The 1,916-nt window shown below is 34.1% G+C and carries 2 protein-coding genes; both read left to right on the top strand.

All coding sequences use genetic code 11. The annotated features are described in order from the left end of the window. Window positions 1-1,310, top strand: a 1,310-nt coding sequence (locus tag GV764_RS20310; RefSeq protein WP_161661781.1) for an FRG domain-containing protein, incomplete at its 5' end; no start/stop codon positions are given. A gap of 152 nt (window positions 1,311-1,462) precedes the next feature. Further along, window positions 1,463-1,903, top strand: coding sequence for a hypothetical protein (locus tag GV764_RS20305; RefSeq protein WP_016239970.1), 441 nt, complete (start codon window positions 1,463-1,465; stop codon window positions 1,901-1,903). The last annotated feature ends 13 nt before the right edge of the window (window positions 1,904-1,916 follow it).

The following is a 1,916-nucleotide window of genomic DNA, read 5'->3' as shown; positions in this document are numbered from 1 at the left end:
TGTATGAACGGGTTAGTGGGAGTTGTGATTTTCCTATATCACGTATGTTAGAAGGCACCTCTGATGACATCCGGTTGAAGTTAACGCCTTTGAATGATAAAGCATTATCTTATATTGAGAAATTACCTACGCTTTTTATGTCAGAACTTTATTCCCGAGACAATGTTGAATACATTACTTTGCGACTTGGTGTAATTTCAAATCTACGAACAGTTAACAAAAATGTTGAGTTTGATTTCAGAATCACTCACTCACAAGATGATGTCGTAGTGATAAACAAAGAGTTATATCAAACAGCTTTAGAATTAGGTGCATATGGGCTGAAACGGACTCACTGGGGAATAAAAGCACGTGATTTAAATCAAACATTAGCACTTCTAAATATAACGACAAGAAGTACACCACTTCCTCCTACTGAAGCACTTCCTGATGAAGTTGATAACTACCCAATAATAGATAATGTTCAAAGTTTCATGGCGCGTGTTTTAGAACAAGATCATGAAGAAGATGCAGAAATATTTTATCGTGGACATTCTGATGTATCTTACGAGTTGGCTCCATCAGTTTTCAGGAAAAACAAAAAAGGTAACTTCAAGCATTTGCACAGTGAATCAAATTTAGTCCGTGAAGCCCTAACAGCAAGGCCAACTGAGTTTGTTGATGATAAAACAATGCTAGACAAGTTAGTAAGGATGCAACACTACGGACTACCAACTCGTTTGTTGGATATAACATCAAATCCACTAATCGCTCTGTATTTCGCTTGTTGCGACATTAGTAATAATGAAAATACAAATGAGGTTGATGGACATGTTATTATTTTCAAAACAAAAAGGGATCGTATAAAATTCTTTGACTCTGATACAGTAAGTTGCATATCAAATATATCAATGCTAAGTCAAACACTGAAAGATCAGCTGGATTGTAAAATGGACAAGGAGGCTTTCAATAAAACTGAAGCTTGTCAAAAACTCATACATTACATTAAAGATGAAAAACCTTATTTTAAAGATGTAATTATACCATCAGATTTGGAAAGGTTAATTTTCGTTAAAGGAAGAAATAATAATGAAAGGATGTCATCACAGTCAGGTGCATTCTTATTATTTGGGAATAATGCTGTTTATCCCGATTTAGTTTCAAACCCTGATGATGCTATGCAAGAGTTTAAAGTAGAAAAAATAGTGATCAGAAACAAAGCTAGAATACTTAAGGAACTCGCAAGGTTAAACATTACAGATGCGACAGTTTATCAAGGCATGGAAAGGACAATGAAACTAATTGCGGCCAAATTTTCCGCAGGAGATTGATCTTCATGTGGTTTTTTGACACACTAGCCTGTCGCTACTGGCATTGGTCCCTTGTATGCTAAGCATATGAACTCTGGTGTGTGTTGGACAGGAGCAATTAACCAGTCGTATAGTAAAATTTGAATGTAAAAATATAAAACAAGGAGTTGAGAATGAACCCCATTACTTTGAGTGAAATGAGTGATGAAGATGAAGAGGTAAAAATCATTTCTTCATATGAACCTCAAGATGATGAGATTGCGATCGTTTTTGATAGTTCAAAAATTACTGGAGGTAATGCACTGGATTTTTTCCAGTTCACCAAGCAATCACATTCTAATGTTAAAGTGTACGGAGATTCTAATGGTGTTTCGTACCTGCAATTAAACAGTATAACGTTAGCGTTAGGCACTTTCTTTGCCACATCAGTAATGATACCTTTTTTAGTAAATCTTGTTTCAAATTATATTCAGAAAAAAATTGATAACTTTGGAACTAGAGATATAGACGTTAAAGTCTCTATAATTAAAAAAAATAAATCAGGAAAACATGTGAAATACACTGTTTCTGGAAAAGTAGACGATGTTTTAAAAGTAATTAACAAAATCAAATAAAAATCTATATAGA

The organism is Atlantibacter hermannii (assembly GCF_009907385.1).
In the GTDB taxonomy this organism is placed as follows: Bacteria; Pseudomonadota; Gammaproteobacteria; order Enterobacterales; family Enterobacteriaceae; genus Atlantibacter; species Atlantibacter hermannii_A.
This window is presented reverse-complemented; position numbering and strand designations above follow the sequence as displayed.